This window comes from Brevibacillus gelatini (assembly GCF_003710935.1).
Classification (GTDB): Bacteria; Bacillota; Bacilli; order Brevibacillales; family Brevibacillaceae; genus Brevibacillus; species Brevibacillus gelatini.
Genome location: NZ_RHHS01000014.1, coordinates 1 through 21,033, shown reverse-complemented (window position 1 = coordinate 21,033; position 21,033 = coordinate 1). Strand labels below are relative to the sequence as shown.

Here is a 21,033-nt window from a genome sequence, read left to right as displayed (position 1 = left end):
AAAATGCTGTCCCCTTTTATTGGAGCATTTTCCCGCAAAAATCACAAATACAAAGCCTGCACGCGCATTCGGCAAGACAGGCAGATTCCGCTTGCAAAAAAAGCAGGCCGCCAGTTTCTCCCTGACGCCCTGCTTTTTACGCTCCCGGCTGCAAGCCTCTTTATGCTTTTCTTTTCCGGCGAAGCTGATAGTACGTCACAGCCAACGCCAGCGCCAATACTGTCCCTTTAATAATATCGTAAGCGAAGTACGGCAGGTTGAGCATCGTCATACCGTTGAGCAGCACCCCGATCAGGATTGCGCCGACGAACGTTCCGAACACATTCGGCTTGCCCGCGCCGAATACGGAAAAACCGACAAAAGCCGCCGCCACTGCATCCATCAGCATCGAGCTGCCGCTGCTCACCTGGCCTGTTCCGATCCGCGCCGCCAAGAGCATCCCGCCCAATCCGGCAAACAGCGCGGACAGCACGTAGGCAAGCGTCCGGTAGCGATTGACCGGAATCCCGGACAAGCGTGCCGCTTCCAGATTGCCGCCCGTCATGTACAGCATCCGCCCTTGGCGGGTGTAGGTCAAATAGACGTGGGTAATCGCGACCAGCAAAAAGGTCAGGATAACTGGCACGGGCAGTGAGAAAATTTTGCCTTGTCCCAGCCACAAAAACCACTCCTGGAATTTCCCCGGAGCCATCGAGCCGTCTTCCATCGGCATGTTGGCGTAGATCGAGTAGCCTTTCGAATACGTCATGTGCAGCCCGTTGACGATATAGAGCATCGCCAGCGTCGCCAACAGGTCGGGAATCCGGATTTTGACGACCAGAAACGCGTTGACCAGCCCGACGATCAGGCTGAGCACAATCGGGACGACCAGTGTGGCGAACACGCCCTGCTCGTACCAGACCATCATCGAAGCCGAAACGACGGTGGTCAGCGATACCGTCGAGCCGACAGACAGGTCAAAGCCCCCGACAATCAAGGAAAACGTAACGCCGATGGCGACAAACGTCACGATCGAGATCGAACGCAAAATGTCCGTGATATTGTCATACGTAAAGAAATACGGGTTGGTCAGACTGAATAACAGCATGACGATCACAATGACTGCCACAGTACCGTATTTGTAAATAAAATCAAACAAGCTGAATTTTTTGCCCTCCACGTTACTCACCTCCGCTTGCATAATACATAATCCGCTCCTGGGTTGCTTCCGCCCGGCTCAGCTCGCGGACGATTTTCCCTTCGAACATGACGAGAATCCGGTCCGCGATGCCCAGCACCTCCGCAAATTCGCAGGAAAAGTACAAAACGCCCTTGCGCTGCTCCGCCAGCTTTCCGATCAGGCGATAAATATCGCTTTTTGCGCCAATATCGACACCTTTGGTCGGTTCGTCAAACATGAAAACTTGCGCGTCCGTGTCGAGCCATTTTCCAATCGCCACCTTCTGCTGGTTTCCCCCGCTCAGATAGCCGACCAACTGCCCGATGTCCGCCGTCTTCACGCCCAGTCGCTGCACCAGCTCTCGCGCTTGCCCAGCCTCGGCTCCCCTGCGGATAAACCCGAGATGCGACCCTTTCCACAAGGTGGAGACAGACAGGTTGTTTTTCACCGATTCCTCGACAAAAATGCCCTCTTTTCGCCGCTCCTCCGGGACGAGGCCGATTCCTGCATCAACGGCGTCCTTTGGCGAGCGCAGACGTACCTCCTTGCCTTTCAGCCTGACCCGGCCAGCCTCGGCCGCATCGGCTCCAAACAACAAACGGGCCAGTTCCGTCTTCCCTGCTCCGACCAGTCCTACGACACCTACGATTTCGCCCTCGCGAACGCTCAGATCAACACCGCGAACCTTGCCGCCAGCCACCCCGTCCGCTTCCAGGATCACCTCGCCAATCGGTACCTCCACCTTCGGAAACTCTTCATCGAAGCTTTTGCCCAGCATGTTCCCGATGACTTCATCCATCGTGGTAGCGGCTGTCTCGCTTGTTGCAATCAACTGGCCGTCGCGCATGACGGTGATCCGGTCGCAGATTCCAAAGATTTCCGGCAGCCGATGGGAAATATAGATGATCCCGACTCCGGCTTTTTTCAATTGGTCGATGATGAGAAACAGCCGCTCGCTCTCCTTCGTGCTCAAAGGAGCTGTCGGTTCGTCAAAAATGACGTATTTCGCTTTTTGCACGGTCGCGCGGGCAATCAGGATCAACTGCTTTTCCGACAGCGAACATTCCTCGACGAGCATGCGCACCGGGATGGAAAAGCCGAAGCCTTGCAAAATGCTTTCCGCTTCCTTGTGCAGCCTCTGCCAGTTCATGAGTCCCTTGCTGCTTTTGGACACGATCTGGTCAAGCAAAATGTTTTCCGTCACGCTCAAATACGGGATCAGCGCCGTGTCGACTTCCTGGTAGACACACTGGATGCCCAGCGCTTTCGCATCCTGCGGCGACTGGATGGAGACTTCCTTGCCGTCAATCACGATGCTTCCGCCATCCGCCTGATACGCACCCGTGAGAATTTTCATCAAGGTGCTTTTTCCCGCTCCGTTCGCCCCGAGCAGCGCGTGCACCTCGCCGGCCTTGACTTCAAAATCGACGGAGCGCAGCGCGGGTACGCCGGAAAACTGCTTCACAATCCCTTTCATCTGCAAGCTGGACACTTTTCGCACCCCCAAATAAACAAGATTCCCGTTGACAGAAGCAACGGGAATAGCCAAATTAACCAGCTCTATTTGCTTACTTGCCCCACTCTGGCACGTATTGGGACAGGTCGCCCATCGTTACTTTTTTATCCTTTGGCAAGTCTTCCTGTTTGACCAGCACCGGATTCAGCTTCACGCTGTCTGGCACCTGCTCACCTTTGATTTTTTGGAAAACGGTTTGCGCATGAATGCGACCGATGTTCGACGGATCTACCGCTGCCGTCGCGGCCCAAGGAGAGTTCGGCTCCTGGATCAGCTGCAAGTCTTCATCGCTCAGGTCGATGCCGTATACCTTGATCTCGGTGCGGCCTGCTTGCTGGATCGCACGGGTTGCCCCTTTGGCAAATTCATCCCACGATGCCCATACGGCTGTAATATCGCCTTTGTTCGGATACTTTTTCAAAATCGCTTCCATCTGTGCTTGCGTATCGAGCGCGGTGTTGTTCGTTGCCGAGCCAAATGCGGCGATTTCCTTAATATCCGGGTATTTTTTCAGGAAGGCTTCATACGTTACCTGGCGTTTTTCCATCGGTGCGAAGCCTGCTACCCAAATTTTCACGATGTTGCCTTTTCCGCCCGTATCGGCAGCCAGCTTCTCCAGGCTCAGCTCGGCCAGCTTGTTGTCATCCTGCTCAACGACAGGTACGCCTGGCAGTTTAATATCGGTGTCGAACAGCACGACCGGAATCTTTTTGTCGACTGCTTTTTGCGTGCCCTGCTGCAGCGCTTCTGCCGTACCGTGGTCAATCAGGATGCCGTCAAAATTTTGGTTCACCGCAGCGTCGAGGTTGGAAGCCATTTTCGACAAATCGGTATCCGCGTTGAATACGGTCAGCTCGCCGCCGTTTTTCTCGACTTCCTGCTTCACGCCGTTAATGTACTGGGCAGAAAACGTGCCGACGTTTTGGCGCATAATCAGGGCGATGCGCTTCGGTTTCTCGCCGCCGGAAGCGCCGCTTCCCGCCTGATTTTGGGTGTCCGCTCCTCCGCCGCAAGCGGTCAAGGCCAGCGACGCAGCCAGTACAATTGATGTGACAAGACCCAGTTTCTTTTTCATGCAAATTCCCCCTTTTTCTTTCCTGCTGAGCTTCAAGCTGGGGAGGCGACGACCTTCCAACCTTCCAATAGGAAAAGCCTCTTTCAACAGATGAAAGAGGCTTGATCGACAAGATTCGCGCCTCTTATCTGTCAGGTATCGCTACCTGTTGGAGTTAGCACCTTGGCTCGCAAGTCAGATCATCCTGCCAGCTAGGTTGCCGGGCATCATAGGGCCATTCCCTCAGCCTTCTCTGGATAAGAGTAGTTTTTATTTTCACAACGTTTTCGGAATATATACAGACTATAATCCTTGTTTTACCCATCTGTCAACTAGGTTTTTCAAACTTTTGTCCTCCAAGTAGTCCCAACTTTATGTCTAAATTTTGGAGGAATTTTTGTAAAGTCTTGTCGACATATGGTAGATTAAAGCCAAAGCCATGCAAATTTGCGATGGAGATGTCCGATGAGTCTATTAAAAGAAGTAATCTTGCAAATGTTTTTTGCCCTGACGCCGTTTGTTTTGTTTAATATCTATTACCGCGACCGAATGTGTAACTACAGTCGTTCCTTTATTCTCGTCACCAGTTCTGTCTGCGTGTTTCTGGCGATGACCTTCGCGTCGAGCGCCGTTGAGGGATTTATTTTTGTATTCTTCGCCTTGATCTACGGCGGGGTACGAATCGCCTCGGTCGTGCTGATCGAATCAGTGCTGTACCGCTACTATCTGGGCGGCGAAGACACGTGGGTCGCCATGCTCATGATAGCCACCGCATTCGCGATCTCCCTCCTGATCTATCAACGCTACAAAGCCAGTTATCGAAAAACACTGTATACTCTTTTGACGGGTGCTCTCTTTTCCCTGATAGAATTGGGATTGACCTATCTTAACTTTCCCACCCATGTATCCCATCAGCTTGCCTATCATGTGTTCGTGATCCCCGTTCAAAATATCGTCGGCATCTGGCTGTTGATGTCGTTATTTAGCAAATGCGTATCAGACAAGGAATTGTTCATTCGCCACGCACAAAACGAAAAGATCGAGACGATGAGCCACGTCGCGGCTTCACTGGCGCACGAGGTGAGAAACCCGCTCACGGCCGTCAAAGGCTTTTTGCGCTTGATGCAGGAAGACGCGGGAAACATTGCGAAAGCCGAGCAGTACATCCGCATCAGCCTGGACGAGATCCAGCGCACGGAAGCGATTTTGACGGAGTACCTCGCGCTGTCCAAGCCGCTCAAGGAGCGCAACGAGCTTATCAACGTGTGCGAGCAGCTCTATGTCGTCCGCGAGGTCATGCTGCCTTTTGCCAACATGCACAACGTCGAGCTGGAGTTGCAAGCATATGAAAAGCCCGTCACGATCATGGCCAATCCCGACGAGTTCAAGCAGGTGCTGGTAAACTTTGTAAAAAATGCCATCGAAGCATGCGCGGAGACGGCCAACGGGAAAGTCGTGCTGTCGCTGTTAATTGAAAAAAACAACGCGCTCCTCATCATCAAGGACAACGGCATCGGCATGGACGAGGGACAGATCAAGCGACTGGGCACGATTTATTTTTCGACCAAAACCAGCGGCACCGGACTCGGCCTGACTTATTCCTATCACGTCATTCGCGCGTTTGGCGGCTCGGTGAGCGTGTCGAGCAAGCCAAAGGTCGGTACGAAGTTCACGATTACGTTTCCGTATCATCAGCCGCAGTAGCGGCCAGGTGAAAAAGCCTGGCCATGAAAACATGCTCAGCCCTCGTGGAAAGGTACGCCCCCTGAGAGCGGGATCATTTCGCTTGCGACGGACAAATGGACGGGGAGGTGATGAAGCACAAGCGCTCCTGACCATCGCCTCCCAGACTGCCCGTCCCGGTCTTGCTTCACCCGAAAACAGTTGCCTTCCCTTCAATGCTGAACGGGCGGAATCTGCTGCAGATTGTTCGGCTGCTTTTCAAATAGCAGCAACTCGTTTTGTCGATTCAGCGTGGCGAGAAATACGTCCTCGACCGCGACGCCTCTCTTTTTCAGCTCCTGCAACAGCCACTCTTCGTCACGTTCGCGGTACTTCAGCGCATCCGGATATATTTTCCCCTCGACAATGACAGGCAGGGAGATGCCCGTCGAAGCAGTCTGGACTTGCAAGTCCTGTCTCGTCACTGGCTGCTGCGCCGATTTTTTCAATACGGTCAAACGGCCATTGGCCTCGATGATGGCCATTTCAATTTCTGCCAGATCAAAAATGTCTTTTTCCCGCAGCATTTGCAGCACATTATCGAGCGAATAGCGCATCTTTTTCAACTGATGGACGAGAAACTTGCCGTTGTAAAAAACGACCGTCGGTTCAAACGTGACCATTTTCCCAAAGCGCCTGGACACAATCGACCACTGCGACACGAGGCGCTGCAGCACGCAGAGGGCCACAATCGCCACCGCGATGGGAATATGGTGGACATTCGGCTCGGCAATATCGGCCCCGGTCACAGAACCTAACGTAAGGATAATCATAAAATCAAAGACAGGCAGCTCGCCAATCGAGCGCTTTCCCATGAACAGCGTCACGATCAATAGCAGCGGCAGAATCGTAAATACGCGCCCGACTACAACCAAGCTCTCATTGAACAAATCCACAAAAACTCCCCCTGCCCGCAAGTCTTTCCTCCTTTTACTATGAAAACTTTTGGCAACAATTATGCGAGCTGGTTTCCCGGCGAAGCGCGTGTAGCTTCGGTCAGACATTTCGCAAATGAAAAAAAGAGCCGCACAAATGACGGCCCTTCTCATCCGGGAAAGCAAAAGCTCCCCGCTGCACATATTTTTTTATAATACATGCTGCATCCAAACATTCGGTTCCACGTATACGGCCTCGTCCTTTTCCGCTTCGACGCGCACCGGAACGAGCGCCCCCGGAATTATGTACATGCCGGACCCTGGGAATTTCATCCCTGTCCACTCTTCCCATTTGGCCAGGCTGCCTCTGATGAGCATGGATTCCGCAGCCACTTTCATGATTTTCCCGCCCATCTTCCAGTGCGTGCGCACCCACGGGTCAAAAGGAGCACCGTCCGCTGTTTTCCATTCGAGGTAGTTTTCCATCGGGATCAGCGGATATTTGTGCTTGAGAGATGGGCGCACAGGCACCACCATGTATTCCAGCCCGTTTTGCTTCGCGATGTCCTTCATCGCCGTTACCATCTGGCGGCTGAGGCCGAGTCCGCGATGCTTCGGGTCAATCGAAATCGAGAGAGCCGACAGTGTATTTGGCTTCTGCCCTTGCGCATAGCCTTCAATTCCGCGCAGGAAGACGTCATCCCAGCCTTTTGGCATGCCTTCCAGGGTACCGTCCCAGTAAAAAGGAATGGAGTTGCCAACCGCCATTACCGTGTCATTTTCATCCGTAAGCAAATATTGAAAAGAGCCAAACCACTCTTCCAGCCGATCGTAATGCTGTTCGGCCACTTCGTCATGCAGCATGAATGTAGACCAGCTGGCGGCGAGCACATCGGCCATTTGATCGTTCAAATCAGGACGCTCTGCTTGTGTGTACACCTTGTATGCCATTCTATCTATCCTCCCAAAACCGTCTCTATCTCTATATCGGAAAAGGCCCCTGCTCGCATGAGAGGAAAACCCGCCCCTCAACTCTTTCATTCTACCAAAACTTGATGGAGACACAAACTGTTTCCACAACAGGATACTTATCGTCAAAACCCCGCTCCCGTCAAAAATTCGCCCCATCTCGCCCGCTGGCTGACGGCCCGGGAGGTCGACCGCCGTGCAGCCAGCGCGTGAACCAGTCGCGGAATGTCATGAAAAGTCGCATTCATTTAGTTGTAGAACTTTGGAACTACAGTTAGCACCGTGCCAATAGTGTCAAAGAACAACCTATGAACTTATGCCTAAAACCGCACCAGGCAGGCAGTCCTTGTGTTACAATCACTTGGAATCAATATCCATACCAGCGTTATCCAGTCTATTTTTTCCAAAGGAGGGCACATCCACATGCGTCCAGCAAGCAACAACGAAATCATTATTCCTGAAAATCCCGTATCACACTTTTTGTTCAGCAGCACCCGTTCGGCCTGGATCTGGCTATTCATCCGTTTGTATGTCGGATACGCCTGGATTACTGCTGGCTGGAAAAAAATCCATACCGATACCTGGACAGGGGACAAAGCAGGCACAGCCATTGAGGGCTTCGTCAAAGGCTCCCTCGCGAAAGCGGCGGAAGGAAAAGACGTCACTTCCTGGTACGCCTGGTTCCTGGAAAATATGGTACTGCCAAACGCAAAGGTGTTCGGCTTCCTCGTCGCCTACGGAGAACTGCTCGTCGGCCTGGGCCTCATCCTTGGTATGCTCACGGGCATTGCCGCCTTCTTCGGCGGGCTGATGAACGTCAGCTTCCTGTTCGCCGGAACAATCAGCACCAACCCTCTGCTGTTCATTTTTGCCACCTGGCTCGTACTCGCCTGGAAAGTAGCGGGCTGGTACGGTCTGGACCGCTGGGCGCTCCCGTACCTTGGTACTCCTTGGACTCGTTCCCGGTCGGAGCATTTCGGCATACGTTAGGCGGTTGCTTCAAGTTGTAGGATATGGGACGCCACTTTGCATTTCCCAAGCCGTCACGAAATCGCAAACTGCCTACGAATTACCAAAGCGCTGGTCATACCTGCATGTCGCGGGTATGACCAGCGCTTTGCTTTTAACGTGTCCATCGAACCAATTGCGAGGCATGGCAAAAAACCGCACAGACTGGACTGCTTACACCTGTGCCGCGCTGTAGGTTCACACGGCATTCTCTGGCCAAGTTTCTGCCCCAGACGTTCCTTCCTCTCAGCAGCTGCTGGCTGCCGGATCGTCTTCATTCGCCACAGGCACAGGTGTGCCAAACTGCTCTCCCCACGCAATCAAGTATTCAATAGCAGGGCGCAGGGCTTCTCCCCGCTCTGTCAGTTCGTACTCCACCTTTGGCGGAACGACCGGGTACACATGGCGCCGTACAATCCCCGCCTCCTCCAGCTCCCGCAACTGTTCCGCGAGCATTTTGTGATTCACGCCGATGATGCCTTTCTTCAGCTCGCCGTACCGTTTTTTCCCTTTCAAAAGCTGGCAAATGATCGTCGTTTTCCACCTTCCGGCAAGAATGGACATCGACAGCTCAATCGGACACTGGAGACAGAGCTGATCGACACCATCGTGGCTTTTTGTTAGCGCAATCCGCTGGCGTAGCCGCACACGAAAAACAACAGGTAGACTGCCGGCAACATGGCTCCCCAATACCGGCTCTCTTTGGCGTTTTTCGTCTTCACAATCATGGCGAAAAAGGCAGCGCAACCGCTTACACAGTTCCTACTTTTTCAACAACCCGCCATGATACAGCAATTCATACACAACCTCATCGCGGCGGTAAATAAATTCCTTCCCCTGAAAAAAGGTCACATCGCCCTCATTCGTATCCACATAGCGCAAATCGTCCTGCACATGCTCGAACGCCCCCAAAAAACGGCCCTCTTGGTACATGTTCGACAAGCTTGCCTTAATCATCCGTCCCACAGTATGCGCGTCGATTTGATCCGGCTTGGTAATGTAGCCAAAATAATTCATCGCCCACACCGGGCTTTTCTGGAAGTAAACGAGCTCTTGCCCGATAAAATCGCTGTCTCCGAAATAGCTGTCGTGATAGGCCCAATCCCCGCTCACGTATTGAATGTCCTTGGAGCCGAGCCGATACGGCAGCAGACGTTTGGCTCCCCCAACATACGAGTGCCGCTTGGCTTGTACAATAAACGCTTCCAGGTCGGCAACAGAAAAAAGCTCACCCATTCCCTTACACCTCTTTTCGTTTCATTCCCTTTTACATTTCAAGGAAAGCGGGCGATTCCCTGTAAAAATTTTCTCTATATTCCAAAAATAATTTCGACACGTCGGATGGCTTTTGAACCATCAAGCTGACGTTCCACCCCAAAACGTCTGTTAACCATCGCGTAAAAAAGAAGCCGCCTGCTCTCCAGGTGGCTTCTCATCCCTGTCGTTTTTCCCCCATCCCTACAGTTCGCTTTCTCTGAGCTTGACCACCGCCTGCGCCCGATTGCGTACTTGCAGCTTGGCGTAAATCTGGTGGACATACACCTTGACCGTCCCGATGGTCAGATGCAGCCTGCTCGCAATCTCGGCGTTCGACAGCCCTTCGCCAATCAGCGCGAGCACTTCGGCCTCCCGTTCTGTCAGCTTGTCCAGCTCGGGCGATACCCGGATTTGAATATCGAGGGTGGGAAATTCTTTTTCCATCATCTTGAGCAGCCGCGCTATATAAGCCAGCTCTTGCTTGGAGCACGTCTTGCTCTTGTAAAGTGCATAAAGCATCCGGGCGACCTCAGGCCCTTCGTCCAAAAAGATGCGCACATATCCTTCCGGAGCAGCCAGCATGACAGCCATGCGGATGCACTCGGCCGACTCGTGATGCTTTTTCAGGTTGTAATACGCCTGGCTGAGCAAAATCAACGTCTCGATCCGGCTCCCCAGCCGATCCTTCAACTCTGTCTCATGCTTCAGGCGGGTGAGCAGTTCACAAGCCTCGTTCTCTCTTTTCAAATAGAGGTAAGCACGGGCCAGCGTCAGCCGCTCAAACTCATGGCGGGAATGCGCGAAGTCCTTCCGCCTTTTTTCAAATTGCCCCAGCCATTGTTCTACTTCGTCCCGCCGATTTTCCTCGATCCAGAGGCGAACACGAAACGCTTCCAAAAAAGCAAGCCAATGCGGAGAGGCGTTCCGTTGGCGGCACAGCTCTGTAATTTCCTCAATTGGCAGCCACAGCTCCGATTCACGCCGCTCCGCCTTTCTCCAGCGCGTCAGCACCAGGTAGGCCGGGACCAATACGCCCAGGTTCATCGTATTCATCCCAAGCTGCAGCGCTCGCTGGACGAAGTAGGTCAATTGCTCGAACTCGTTCTTCTCATAATATAGCTCTGCCATCACAATCGAGCCGTACGCCAGAATCCCCAGTCCGCTGTGCTTCCAGATCATTCTGAGCTTGGGGTAAAACTCGTTCACTTTGGACAAATAGCCGCTCAACGCCACGCGGCTGCGCAGCACGAAAGCCTCATCCCAGTTCAGCTCGATCCCAACGAGAAGATAGCGGCTGAACTTCGGTTTCATTTTGACCGACTCTTCCAGGTAAGCGAGCGAAAGATCGGTATTTCGCAAAATCAACTGTATGTATCCGCGCAGCACGCAAATTTCCACCCGGCAATCGTCGAGGCTCTCGCTTTTGGCGTACATGTTGTCCTCGGCCAGATGCACAAGCCCTTCCGCCTGCTCCAGCTCGTCCGACAGCGCGTGCATCCAGGCAAAGGCAATGCATAGCTCGGGATGCTCTTTGAGCCAGGCCGTGTCAAAATGCTTCATCCATCTGCGCAATGTTACGTTTTCGTGCTGTTTCAGTATCCACGGGGCATGCTCGACGATGAGCCGAGTCGCGCCAACCAGGTCGTGCCCCAAAAGAGCATGCTCGATAGCTTCTGTCGGGCAGCCATGGGCTTCAAACCATTGACTGGCAGCAGCATGCAAGGCCGGCAACTGCTCGTTGTATTTTTGCCGCAAATGGGCATTCAGCAAATCCGCAAACAAATGATGATACCGATACCACTCATTCACCCCGTCGAGCGGCACGACAAAAGAGTTGGTGCTCGCAAGCATTTGCAAAATGACGTGCGCGTCCGGCTCTTTGGCTACCGCTGCGCACAATTCCCCAGACAGCCGCGGCAATATAGACGTTTTCAGCAAAAACTGCTGTACGGACTCCGGCAGTCGCTTCAATACTTCTTCGGTCAAATAATCTTCGACGTATTTGTCGTTTCCAGAAAAGTTGTACATCTCGACAGCAGACGCTGTCTTGCCCCGCAGCGACAAAGCGGCCAACTGCAGAGCGGCAATCCAGCCCTCCGTCCGCTCGCTTAGCAGTTGAATCACCTCGTACGACAAATCCAGCCCCATCAGTTCATTGAACAGGCGCTGACACTCCTCTTCTTTGAAGCGAAGCTGCTCGGCCCCCAGTTGTCCAAGCTGTTTGCGGACGCGCAAGCGATGAAGAGGCAGCGGCGGCTCTTCACGCGTGATGAGAATGACGTGCAAAAATGGCGACGCATATTGGAGCAAGTTTTGCATGCCTGCGTGAATCGAAGGCTCTTTAATCAGATGGTAATCATCCAAAACCAGATAATAGTCGCTATGGATAGCAGCGATTTCTTCCAGCAAGACAGAGAGAAAATGCTCGGCTGACGCCGTATACGACAGATCAAGCAACGCAGAAGCTTCTCGGCCCGCCCCCTTTTGCCCCGTGCTTATCGCCTTTGCCAAATAACGCCAAAAACGGGCAGGATCATTGTCTGACTCATCCAGGGAAAGCCACCCGGCGGGCTTGCCGGTACTCGAAACCCACTGACTCACAGCCGTTGTTTTGCCAAACCCCGCCGGAGCACAAATGAGGATCACCTTGGCCATCCCGACCTCATCAATTTCCTCCACCAATTGATGCCGATGCAGCAGGTCCGAGCTGTATGTAGGTATATGAAGCTTCGTTGCAATAAGTGGACTGTACATCGCTTGATTCATGCGCATCTCCCTGCCTAAAAGAAAATGGCCTCGCAAAAGAGCAGACAATTATCTCAATCAAAACATATAGACATTGTAATTATGTTGAATATGACAGAACAATGCAAGTAAACTGGACTATTTGACCAGGAAAGATGGCATATAGACGCAAAAAAGCCCGCCAACCAGATTGTTTTGGGACAACCAGCTTTTTCCTTGCTAACATCGCTGCCTGAAAACCAACAAGAATCTCCCGGCGCTACCGCTCTGCTCGCAACAAATAGAAAAGCTTGACAGAAGGATTTTTCCAGTGATTCAATGTTATTTGTTTACATTTTTGTTGGAGGTGTGAATTTTTTGGAGAATCATCCATTGCCACAGACAGATTCCTCACTCGCTCCCCCTCTCCCGCAAGCGGACAGCCCGCTTCCGGCAGAGCCAAAACGGATGGGAGACATCACGCAAACATACGGGGCCTCGATTTTTTCCAGCGCTGGGGCGCGCACGTCATTGATTACATTCTTTTATTCAGCTTTCTGTTCGGAATGTTTGCCTTCATAGGTCGAGCCGATAAAGCTTCCTCTACTCTCTTTTTCCTTCTCGCCCTCACATTCGGCATTCTTGGCTACTACATCCTGCTGGAAGGTCTGACGGGATATACGATCGGAAAATTCGCCCTTCGCATCAAAGCCGTCAACGAACACGGGCGACCGCCAGGAATCGGGAAGTCCATTCTCCGCTCTTTGCTGCGGATCGTGGAGACCAACCCGCTGCTGTTGGGCGGACTGCCGGCAGGGATCAGTGTGCTGGCCACGAAGAAAAAGCAGCGGCTGGGCGACCTGGCGGCCAATACATTCGTTGTGAAAGTAAAAGATTTGGAAGGCGAGAGTAAAAAATCGGTCACTTTGTATGCGGTCATTTTCGCAATGCTGGCACTCTTCTCTATTCTTATCGGCATTTTCGGAATATCTCATTTCGCCAAAGTTCCGCCACAAAAGAAAACTTTTTACAGCTCGGACCAGACGCTGCAAATCTATGCCTACTCAGACTGGAAAGCCAACAGCAGCCTGCCCCCGGATGCATCCATCGCCCTTTCGAACAACATCGCAGACAAGCATCTGTTCGTGTTCCCCGATGCCAAAAACGAGTTGGAGAGTCCGTTCACTTTGCAGCAATACACAGATGCGGTAATGACCAACCTTCAGGCCAAACTGTCCGAACCATCCGTCGGCAAACTCGTCCGTCTCACCGTCGACGGTCACCTCTCCACGCAATTTTCCATGCAGGGAACATTCGAGGGGGAAAACGTTGCCTATCTCGTTACCGTCGTAGAAACACCCACGCATTTTTACCAGATCATGTGCGTGACGCAGGCAAGGAAGTTTGATGATCTTGAAGCTGAGTTGAAAGAGATTAGCTCTAGTTTTCATGTTGTGGGGGAGGATGGGGGCGTAATAGCAGGTCCAGGCAACAGTGGTATTGCCATGTTTTCGTATAGGCCGTTGTGTTTGCAACTCTCGCTGTCCCACGCTGATTGCAAATCCTGCCCTCTGCGCTTGAGCGATCTTAAGAAAGAGATTGCTGGTCTTCGTGAGCAAAGAAAGCCTTTGGAGAAACAATATCGGGCTGAAATAAAAAATCAAAAAGACATTTTCTAGCAGCACATGCTGAATCAACAGGAACTGATTGAGCAGGAAGTCTCAGCGATTCAACAGACTACGGCTTCCACCATGGCTACACACTTGATACATAAAAGAATGTCCGCAATGTGCAAAAGTCATAAAGGCCAGAGCGAAGATATGTCGATTTTGCAATTATAAGTCTGAATGATATGCATCAATTAAGTGCCGAACTTGTTGGTTCGGCTCTCAATTTTGAGAAAAAAGCAATAAGCGTTATATGAATATAGACTGACGGAGATTCGCACTGTCAGCAGAGTATGACTTCATAAAATTTCGAAGAAATCACCATTATTGGCCTTTGTTAAGTGGTACTGAACGAGATGTTCAGCGTTTTCACAAATCCACTCCCAATTCAGGTTACCAAATACGCTTCTGAGTAATATATTCTCTACTAGGTTATCCATGTAGAATTGATATTGTAACATCTTGGTAGGTATTGTAGATTATCGCGGTGAAGGACATGTGTTTCTTATGAGACGATTGACACTGACAGCATAAAATTTGAACTGCTATCTTTGGAATTTAGCGTATATGGAACACTCGCTCGTAACAAATTTCTCGTTCTGAAAGACATTTACGAGTATGACGACATAGATGGTGCATAACGCTGGAGTAATGAAGATGATGAAAGGTACAAAACATTGTGGGAGCTTCGTGTCAATACTTCCAAGTCAAAGGCTATTCCCAAGATCATTTGATGAGATTTTCACTTTGGGAAGTTGCATATGCCGCCACTAACTTTATTAACTCATCACTTCCTAAAACCCAAGCGTACCAAGCAGAACCTGAATATCAAAAATATGCTGGTGATGGAAATCAGTAAATCCGTTTTTAGTATCTGTTACTTTTGACCACAAATGCGTTGAAGCATGGGTGGTCACCAACAGTAGCTCTACAGAACAAGCCATCGCCGGAGCGGTTGGATGTTAAACTGTGGAATAAGGAAGTATTGTTTAAACAAATGTCGAAGGTGAACGCCACGGTGACACTAAACTCCGAATCTGCCTCTCCTTTTGTTTCAGAACTTGCAAGAGATACGTATCAGACGATTGATAATGATCTGGATGTGTCTGCAACCTGCTGAAGGCCGGTGCCTGCCAAGGTTAAGGCATTTTGTTTATCTCAATCAAAACGATTTAGCAACCGTTTTTTTGTTATGAGCATCAGAAAAATAGGGGTGTTTAGGTGAAAAAAAAAGTACGATCTCTATGGAAAAACAAATCGTTGATAATTGAGTGGCTCTTTATTCTAACTATTATAGTCGGCCTGTTTTGGCTTTTTAAATCTTGTACACTTTTTAAGATTGGGCTATCTATAGACAATTGGAATCACTACTGGATAAAAAGCTGGTATTGGTTATTAGCAATCTATTGGATTGAAATCGTACTAGTTGCGTTTGTGTGGGATTTGCTTTGGTATCGCCTTCATATTCAAGTAAGAACTTTTTACAACAAGTTCTCCCATCTGTGGATCAAGAAAAAATGGCTTTTAATAAGATTGATCCGATTCAAATATGGATTTTCCAAACTTCACCATCATATGAGAATTGCTTTTTATTTCGGAGGATCAAGCAAAGATCGTACAAAGATGCTAGATTATGTTGTTATTCCTACACCGTTTGATCTGTTTAAGATTGTGTTTTCATTCATTTTAGGTAAAGCTTCAATCCTAGCGGTAATTCTGACCCTGCTCACTTACAACAACTCAATGCTCAGTACAATTCAAAATACTATTATTAACCTATGGAATCAAAAGGTCAATTTTTTCTGGAATAATTTAACAAAACTTTCAGCTCTCGTCGTCTTGGTGCTTATTATTTTCCTCTGGTATTTCATAAGTCGTAGAGGAATTGTTCGCCGTTCAGTAGCACAAGCGAATCGTAAAAAACTTGAAGAAGTTATTCTACTACATCGCAAACTTTCGCATTATGCTATTGAGATTATCCTTAAAGGGGCGGAAAATTTAGAGTATGCGATCGATTGTTACGATATGCTAGTTGACTACTGGACGTACAAAAAGTTTCCCAACGCCTCAAAAGTAGGCTATTCAGGGCATCTATGGTATAAGTGGAGTTATCTAGAATCAGAATATTTTAAGTTTAAAGATATAGATGAAATAGAACAATTCACGAAAGAAATCGAAAACATCAATTCACCTGACTATAAGGATATATATCGATGGTTCTCGAAATACAAGTACGAATTAAATGTTGCATCAGTTAAATTATTATTTTCAAGTATTGATAAATTAGATCATCTACTTTTTACTAAAATAGGCTTCGAGGAATTAGTAAAGGCTCCAGAGAAATATTCAAACGCCTTTGACACTGACTTGCCAGAACAATATAACAGTAAAACCATTCAAGAAGAGCGAGAGTTTTTTAAAAAATATGTGTTGGAGGAAAGAATTATTAACGGGTTTGAGCTTATCTTTACTTTGTATAGGTATTTAATTGTCCTCGAAAACATACTCCACATCGAATCAGATAAGATCGGACGAGGGATACGAATATTTACTGGAAAAGAGTAACCACAGCAAGGCGGGAAATACCCCCGCCTATTTCTCGTATGGTTCTAGGTTTTTGTTGTCATTAACAAGTTATCTTGTATATCTTCATCTCGATTATGACATAGTGCTTGATGTCGCAATAGAACCCTATGCGATAAAAGCTTGTTCAGTTGCGGTTGTCAATGAACATCATGAGAGACTGTCTCGCTGTTTATAATCGGTGCGTCTAAAAAGCACCGTCACACCACACTTTGATACCTCCTCGCCCCTCCACAAAACTCCCACAAAAACAAAAAAGCCACCTTTTCAGGTGACATCTCGCTATGTATTGGTGGAGGCGGGGGGATTCGAACCCCCGTCCGAAAACAGCGATACATGAGCATCTCCGAGCGCAGTCGCTTTATAATGTTTCGGCAAACGACCTGCGAAACGACACGCCAGTCGAAAGCCTAGCCTGATTGGTCTTCTTCCTTTGGCTCCAGGCGGAAGCCTCCGGCGTAGCCCGTTAAAGTTGAGCCCTATCCACGGCACACGGGCCGATGCAGTGGGAGAGCCTCACTGGTTATTAAGCAGCGAGAGAAAGTTGTTTGTTGCCAGTTAATGGCGTTTGCGTTGATGACGAGGTCCGCAACCCCCCGGCTCGCTTCTCATGCTCTACCATCCCCGTCGAATCCAGAACGCCCCCATGGTAGAAGGTGAGAAAAAGTCTAGGTGAAGAGCCATTGATCGATCCGCACCTAGACTGTTGTGTACAAAGTCGTGTATTGCTTGCTGCCTACTTAATATAGCACAGGCGGCAGGCAAAACTCAACGTTGATTGCTGCCAGACCTGCCAAGGCAAACCAGTTGGCCAGCGATCAGGCCTTTTGGCGTTCGCGCAGGGCGCGCTCGACTTCGCGGGCAGCGTCCTTTTTCTTGAGGTCTTCGCGCTTGTCGTAGTTCTTTTTTCCTTTGACAAGTGCCAGCTCGACCTTGGCCCAGCCGCCTTTCAAATAAATGCTCAGCGGGACCAGCGAGTAGCCTCTTTCGCGAACCAGGCCGTTCAGCTTGAGGATTTCCAGCCGTTTCATCAACAGCTTGCGGGTCCTCTCCGGCTCGTGGTTGAAACGGTTGCCCTGCTCGTACGGGCTGATGTGCACGTTGTACAAGAGCAGTTCGCCGTTTTGCACGCGGGCGAAGCTGTCCTTGAGCTGGACGCGCGCGGCACGCACTGACTTGATCTCCGTACCGGTCAGAGCAATCCCTGCTTCGAATACTTGCTCGATATGGTAATCGTGGCGCGCTTTTCGGTTTTGGGCGACTGTCTTGGTTCCGGCTTTGCCTTTTGACATGGAGATCACCTCACTTGTACGTACTGCGTTTCGTAACAGTTAGTCTAGCAAATTTTGCCCACTGTGGCAAGACATTTGCCGGGTAACTGCCGCGTTTGCTGCGCTTGCTTTCCCGGAAAAACCGGGAAAAACGAGGGCATCTCCCGCTTCCAGCTCGTCCCCGCCTGCTTTCCGGGGCCTCCCCTGTACCAAAAAGCCCCTTACACAACCGTTTAACGCCGCTTCCGTTTCGCCTGGCGGACTACATTTTTCCGGTTCTTTTTCTTGGAGCGGACAAAATCTTCCCAGAAGCCCTTCTGACGCTCCCCTTGCGCTTCTTCTCCGCCAGTTCCAAGCGGCAGGACGTCCTCGCCTTGCGCGAGCGGACGGGCAGAAGCTTTCTTCCCTTCCCCTTTGCGGCGGTCCTTGTACAGCTGGCGGATCTCCGCCGGGTGTTTTTTGTCCTTTTGACGATTTGGACGCTCTGGGCGACCGCCACGCGAGCGGTCTTGCTTGCCGCGAGTCGGCTTGCGACCTGTGCCCCGGCCGTCGATGACGCGCGGTGTACGCTGGCTGCTGCCGCGGAATCCGGCAGCCTTGGTCATGCCGACAATCTCGAAGTCGATTGTGCGCTCGTCCACATTGACGTTCGCCACGCGGACCTGCACAACATCCCCGATCCGGTACTGCTTGCCCGTCCGCTCGCCGACCAGCGCGTACATTTTTTCGTGGTAATGATAGTAGTCGTCGGTCAGGAAGCTGATGTGCACCAGGCCCTCAATCGTGTTGGGCAGCTCGACAAACAGCCCGAACGAGGTCACGCTGGAAATGACGCCCTCGAATTCCTCTCCGACGCGCTCCTTCATGAACTCCGCTTTTTTCAGATCGTCCGTCTCACGCTCGGCATCTACCGCCAGCCGCTCGCGCTGGGAGGCGTGCTCGGCGATAATCGGCATATGCTCGGCCCAGTACGCCAGACGCTTTTCCGACAGGTTGTTGCCCTGCTCGATCCACTCCCGGATGCGGCGGTGGACGATCAGGTCGGGGTAGCGGCGGATTGGCGACGTAAAGTGCGTGTAAAACTCGGTGGACAAGCCGTAGTGCCCGAGACTTTCCGCGTCGTAGCGCGCTTGCTTCATGGAACGCAGCATGACGGTGCTGATGATGATTTCCTCCGGCGTGCCTTTTACCTCTTCCAGAAGCTGCTGCAGGGCGCGCGGATGGACAGAATTGCCCTTGCCGCGGATGGAGTAGCCAAAGTTGGTGATAAACTCCATGAAGGCCATCAGCTTTTCGGCGTTCGGGTCTTCGTGAACCCGGTACATAAACGGCTGTTTCATCCAGTGAAAATGCTCAGCCACTGTTTCGTTGGCAGCCAGCATAAATTCTTCAATGATCTGCTCCGCGATGGAGCGGGTGCGGAACCCGATTTCTGTCGGGGTGCCCTCTTCGTTGACATAAATTTTCGCTTCACGGAAATCGAAGTCGATTGCGCCGCGCTGCATCCGTTTGGCACGCAGCTTCCGCGCCAGCTTCTCCATCTCCTGGAACATCGGGACGAGCTCGCTGTACTTCTCAATCAGGGCTTCATCCTTGTCTTCCAGAATGCTGCGCACATCGGCGTAGGTCATGCGTTCGTTCGTGCGAATGACGCTGAGGTAAATATCGTACGTCACGACCCGTGCGTTCTGGTCCATCTCCATGTCGCAGGTGATCGTCAGGCGGTCTACCTTTGGATTCAGACTGCATATCCCGTTGGACAAACGGTGCGGCAGCATCGGGATGACGCGGTCGACCAAATAAACGCTCGTGCCCCGGCGATACGCTTCGTTATCCAGCGCCGACTTTTCGCGAACGTAATAGCTGACATCGGCAATATGCACACCAAGCCTGACGTTGCCGTTTTCCAGCACTTCAAGCGAAACGGCGTCGTCCAGGTCCTTGGCGTCTGCTCCGTCGATAGTTACCATCATCCGGTCGCGCAGATCGCGGCGTCCCTTGATTTCCTCTTCCGATATTTCATCCGGCACCGCTTCTGCTTCAGCCAATACATCCTCCGGGAACGCTTCCGGCAGGTTGAACTTGCGGATGATGGACAAAATGTCCACTCCCGGATCGTTTTTATGCCCGAGAATCTCAATGACTTCGCCCTCGGGATTGACGCGTCCTTCCGGGTAGCGGACGATGTTGACGACTACCTTGTGGCCGTCCACCGCTCCGTTGTACGCATTTTTGGGGATAAAAATATCCTTGCCGATCCGCTTCTCATCCGGGATTACAAACGCGTAGTACGTCTCGTCCTTGAACGTGCCCACTACCTGGGTCATGCCCCGTTCGACGACGCGCACAATCCGCCCTTCCAACCGATTGCCGCCCGCTTCCTTCTCGACACGAACCAGCACTGTATCCCCGTGGAGTGCTCCGTTCATGTCGTTGGCGTGGACGTATATATCTTCCATGTCAGGCGTTTCCGGGATAACAAACCCGAAGCCTTTTGGATGGCTTTGCAGACGCCCGCGCACCAGATTCATTTTTTCCGGTACGCCGTATCTGTTCGCACGCGTGCGAATTACCTCGCCGCTTGCTTCCAGTGCGTTCAGCGTTTTCACCAGCTCCTTGAAGGAAGCCGAATCCTTGATTTCAAACGCTTCCTCCAGCTCCCTCACCGTCATCGGGTGATAAGCTTGCTCCCGCATGAACGCGAGTATCTTTTCGTGATCTGTCATTCACAAACCTCCTTTTTTCGCGTGGCTCTACCGCGCTCCTCCATTTATCCATTACTATGTAGTATTCACCGTTCAATCAGATCGCAATCGGAATAGCGAAAAAGACAGCAAGTCGAACTCGCTGTCTTTCGGCTATACGTCTATTACGCTCCTGTTTTCAGGAAATATCCGAGCAAAATCGCAAAAATCATGAAAGCAACCGCAAATACAACGGTCAGTTTCCCCAAAAGTGCGTCAATCCCACGGGCTTTTTGCTTGCCCATCAGTTGCTCTGCACCGCCACCAATCGCTCCCGAAAGGCCGGCACTTTTTCCAGATTGCAGCAACACGACGATAATTAAGCCAATACTTGCGATCACAAGTAAAATTTTCGCAGCCAATGCCATCTTCATTCACCTCAAAACGGATTTCCAAGGCGGTAAAAAACCAATACAAACACTTTATCATACTTGTCAGGTAACAGCAACCCGCTATCCCTTCCAGTGTGAGTCAAGCCATAGTG

At 51.0% G+C, this 21,033-nt stretch carries 15 protein-coding genes, 1 other RNA gene and 1 riboswitch; of the genes, 4 read left to right on the top strand and 12 right to left on the bottom strand.

The features are described 5' to 3' along the window. Positions 1-160: 160 nt before the first annotated feature. From EDM57_RS05270 to EDM57_RS05260, 3 genes are all read right to left on the bottom strand, one after another. Positions 161-1,159 carry an ABC transporter permease gene (locus EDM57_RS05270; protein WP_122903725.1) on the bottom strand — a complete coding sequence of 333 codons (999 nt, stop codon included), beginning with the start codon at positions 1,157-1,159 and terminating at the stop codon, positions 161-163. A gap of 1 nt (position 1,160) precedes the next feature. After that, on the bottom strand, positions 1,161-2,651 hold the full coding sequence (locus tag EDM57_RS05265) for a sugar ABC transporter ATP-binding protein (RefSeq protein ID WP_122903724.1): 1,491 nt from the start codon (positions 2,649-2,651) through the stop codon (positions 1,161-1,163). Between the two features lie 76 nt (positions 2,652-2,727). Beyond that, positions 2,728-3,750 (bottom strand): sugar ABC transporter substrate-binding protein, encoded by a 1,023-nt coding sequence (locus EDM57_RS05260; RefSeq protein ID WP_122903723.1) that lies wholly within the window; start codon positions 3,748-3,750, stop codon positions 2,728-2,730. Between the two features lie 121 nt (positions 3,751-3,871). Continuing rightward, positions 3,872-3,993: riboswitch (SAM riboswitch) on the bottom strand. A 201-nt stretch (positions 3,994-4,194) separates the two neighbouring features. Between EDM57_RS05260 and EDM57_RS05255 the strand changes: the two genes are divergently transcribed. Beyond that, positions 4,195-5,433, top strand: a complete 1,239-nt coding sequence (locus EDM57_RS05255) for an ATP-binding protein (RefSeq protein WP_170163395.1) — start codon at positions 4,195-4,197, stop codon at positions 5,431-5,433. A 191-nt stretch (positions 5,434-5,624) separates the two neighbouring features. Here the strand turns inward: EDM57_RS05255 and EDM57_RS05250 are convergent, their stop codons facing one another. Continuing rightward, a complete protein-coding gene (locus EDM57_RS05250; RefSeq protein ID WP_122903758.1) occupies positions 5,625-6,347 on the bottom strand; it encodes a DUF421 domain-containing protein in 723 nt (240 codons plus the stop codon). Positions 6,348-6,536: 189 nt separating this feature from the next. Continuing rightward, positions 6,537-7,277, bottom strand: a complete 741-nt coding sequence (locus EDM57_RS05245) for a GNAT family N-acetyltransferase (RefSeq protein ID WP_122903721.1) — start codon at positions 7,275-7,277, stop codon at positions 6,537-6,539. Between the two features lie 441 nt (positions 7,278-7,718). On the opposite strand from EDM57_RS05245, the gene EDM57_RS05240 reads away from it, so the two are divergent. Further along, positions 7,719-8,285, top strand: coding sequence for a DoxX family membrane protein (locus tag EDM57_RS05240; RefSeq protein ID WP_122903720.1), 567 nt, complete (start codon positions 7,719-7,721; stop codon positions 8,283-8,285). 264 nt (positions 8,286-8,549) lie between these two features. On the opposite strand, the gene EDM57_RS05235 is transcribed toward EDM57_RS05240, so the two are convergent. From EDM57_RS05235 to EDM57_RS23865, 3 genes are all read right to left on the bottom strand, one after another. After that, a complete protein-coding gene (locus EDM57_RS05235; protein ID WP_122903719.1) occupies positions 8,550-8,867 on the bottom strand; it encodes a winged helix-turn-helix transcriptional regulator in 318 nt (105 codons plus the stop codon). A 198-nt stretch (positions 8,868-9,065) separates the two neighbouring features. Continuing rightward, entirely contained in the window at positions 9,066-9,539 is a 474-nt protein-coding gene (locus tag EDM57_RS05230; RefSeq protein ID WP_122903718.1) for a DUF5680 domain-containing protein, read from the bottom strand. A 222-nt stretch (positions 9,540-9,761) separates the two neighbouring features. Beyond that, the gene (locus EDM57_RS23865) at positions 9,762-12,326 is read right to left on the bottom strand and encodes a winged helix-turn-helix domain-containing protein (RefSeq protein ID WP_122903717.1); all 2,565 of its coding nucleotides are present in this window, start codon (positions 12,324-12,326) and stop codon (positions 9,762-9,764) included. A gap of 302 nt (positions 12,327-12,628) precedes the next feature. Here EDM57_RS23865 and EDM57_RS05220 point away from each other — a divergent pair, with 302 nt between their 5' ends. Both EDM57_RS05220 and EDM57_RS05215 read left to right on the top strand, forming a co-directional pair. Continuing rightward, on the top strand, positions 12,629-13,963 hold the full coding sequence (locus EDM57_RS05220; RefSeq protein ID WP_342771464.1) for an RDD family protein: 1,335 nt from the start codon (positions 12,629-12,631) through the stop codon (positions 13,961-13,963). Positions 13,964-15,172: 1,209 nt separating this feature from the next. Beyond that, positions 15,173-16,516: a hypothetical protein gene (locus tag EDM57_RS05215; protein ID WP_122903716.1), complete on the top strand. Its 1,344-nt coding sequence runs from the start codon at positions 15,173-15,175 to the stop codon at positions 16,514-16,516. A gap of 308 nt (positions 16,517-16,824) precedes the next feature. Here the strand turns inward: EDM57_RS05215 and ssrA are convergent. The 4 genes from ssrA to secG form a co-directional block, all read right to left on the bottom strand. Beyond that, positions 16,825-17,180: a transfer-messenger RNA gene (gene ssrA / locus EDM57_RS05210) on the bottom strand. 172 nt (positions 17,181-17,352) lie between these two features. Further along, positions 17,353-17,826: an SsrA-binding protein SmpB gene (smpB, locus tag EDM57_RS05205; RefSeq protein WP_122903715.1), complete on the bottom strand. Its 474-nt coding sequence runs from the start codon at positions 17,824-17,826 to the stop codon at positions 17,353-17,355. A gap of 212 nt (positions 17,827-18,038) precedes the next feature. Beyond that, complete coding sequence (gene rnr / locus EDM57_RS05200; protein WP_122903714.1) at positions 18,039-20,531, bottom strand: ribonuclease R; 2,493 nt, start codon at positions 20,529-20,531, stop codon at positions 18,039-18,041. Positions 20,532-20,674: 143 nt separating this feature from the next. Then, the gene (gene secG, locus EDM57_RS05195) at positions 20,675-20,917 is read right to left on the bottom strand and encodes a preprotein translocase subunit SecG (RefSeq protein WP_003843341.1); all 243 of its coding nucleotides are present in this window, start codon (positions 20,915-20,917) and stop codon (positions 20,675-20,677) included. Positions 20,918-21,033: the final 116 nt, after the last annotated feature.

Coding starts and splice junctions, on each gene's coding strand:
- smpB (WP_122903715.1), bottom strand. CDS start 17,826: ATGTCAAAAGGCAAAGCCGGAACCAAGACAGTCGCCCAAAACCGAAAA.
- rnr (WP_122903714.1), bottom strand. CDS start 20,531: ATGACAGATCACGAAAAGATACTCGCGTTCATGCGGGAGCAAGCTTAT.
- EDM57_RS23865 (WP_122903717.1), bottom strand. CDS start 12,326: ATGAATCAAGCGATGTACAGTCCACTTATTGCAACGAAGCTTCATATA.
- EDM57_RS05260 (WP_122903723.1), bottom strand. CDS start 3,750: ATGAAAAAGAAACTGGGTCTTGTCACATCAATTGTACTGGCTGCGTCG.
- EDM57_RS05240 (WP_122903720.1), top strand. CDS start 7,719: ATGCGTCCAGCAAGCAACAACGAAATCATTATTCCTGAAAATCCCGTA.
- EDM57_RS05235 (WP_122903719.1), bottom strand. CDS start 8,867: ATGTCCATTCTTGCCGGAAGGTGGAAAACGACGATCATTTGCCAGCTT.
- secG (WP_003843341.1), bottom strand. CDS start 20,917: ATGGCATTGGCTGCGAAAATTTTACTTGTGATCGCAAGTATTGGCTTA.
- EDM57_RS05230 (WP_122903718.1), bottom strand. CDS start 9,539: ATGGGTGAGCTTTTTTCTGTTGCCGACCTGGAAGCGTTTATTGTACAA.
- EDM57_RS05245 (WP_122903721.1), bottom strand. CDS start 7,277: ATGGCATACAAGGTGTACACACAAGCAGAGCGTCCTGATTTGAACGAT.
- EDM57_RS05255 (WP_170163395.1), top strand. CDS start 4,195: ATGAGTCTATTAAAAGAAGTAATCTTGCAAATGTTTTTTGCCCTGACG.